Origin of the sequence: Nitratidesulfovibrio liaohensis (assembly GCF_011682075.1) — a bacterium.
GTDB classification, from domain to species: domain Bacteria; phylum Desulfobacterota; class Desulfovibrionia; order Desulfovibrionales; family Desulfovibrionaceae; genus Cupidesulfovibrio; species Cupidesulfovibrio liaohensis.
In genome coordinates, this window is sequence record NZ_VSMK01000580.1 from 1 (window position 1) to 1,260 (window position 1,260).

Genomic DNA, 1,260 nt, shown 5'->3' on the forward strand with positions numbered 1-1,260 from the left:
GCCCCCGACCGCCCGGTACACGGCCGCGCCCCCAGTCGTGCGCCGCGTTCGCTGCGCCGCCTGCTGCACACCCGGCTGCTGGTGTGGCTGGCGCTGCTGGGCCTGTGCATCCTGGCCTTTGCGGGCACCTTCACCTACCTTGGCCGCAAGGCCGACTTCGAACGGCAAAGCGCGCTGCTGACGGCCACCCTGGCCCGCTACCTTGAAGAGCATGTGGACAACGCCGCCCTGTCGCTGGCCCGGCTGGCCTCGGCCTTGCCTGCCTCGCCCTCGCCCGCCCGGGTGGCCGAGGAACTGGGCCGCAGACGCTCGCTGCGCCAGCATTTCGCGCGCATCATGTTGCTGGACGACGCGCATCGGGTGGTGTTTTCACTGCCGGACGGCCCGACAATGGTGGACTTTCCCGTGCTGCGCGACCAGCAGGACAGAGGAATGACCGGGCGCGGCTACCGGCTGGGCAGCCCCGCCCCCCTGCCGGACACCGGCGAGGTGGTGGTGTACATCAGCGAACCCATCGAGGGTGGCTGGCAACTGGTGGGGGCGTTGCGTCTGAACGCACTGCAGGAACACGTGCTGCAACTGCTGCCGGGCGACGACAACGCGGTGCTGCTGGCCGACGCCTACGGCAACCTCATCGCCCACCCCGATCTGACCCGCGTGCAGCGCCAGGAAAACATCGGCCACCTGCCCTTCTTCAGGCCCGGCGATGGGGACACGCACAACGCCGGGCCCACCGTGCAACGCGTGCGCTACGACGATGAAACCTGGTTTGCCTGCACCGCCATGATGGCCGGGCCCGACTGGACCATCGTCACCCTGAAGCGACAGGGGGCCGTGCTGTCCGAGGTGGTTGGCGAGATGATCATCTTCCTGCTGCTGCTCGCGGTGCTGCTGACCGTGTTCGCCGTGTCGCTGCTGGCCGAACTGGAGTGGACCATCGCCCGGCCCCTGGCCGGGTTCTGCCAGTCCATCCGGCTGGTTTCGGGCGGCAGCTACGACCTGCCGCCTTCCGGTGGGGAACAGTTGGCCGAACTGGCCGACATGGACCGCGAATTCCGCGACATGGCGGGCACGGTGCGCCAGCGCGAGGCCGCGCTGCGCCGCACCCGCGCCTACGTGCAGCAGATGATGGACGCCATGCCCTCGGCCATCATCGCCCTGGACGGCCATTGCCGGGTGGTGCGCATGAACCCGGCAGCCCTGCGCCGCACCGGACATGCCGTGACCCCGGCGGGCACCGCGCTGGCGGAACTGCTGCGC

Annotated in this window: 1 protein-coding gene; it reads left to right on the plus strand. The window is 69.9% G+C overall.

The window, feature by feature from the left end; translation table 11 throughout:
* A partial coding sequence (locus tag FVW27_RS16215) for a cache domain-containing protein (protein WP_424991884.1) occupies positions 1–1,260 on the plus strand: 1,260 nt, incomplete at both ends.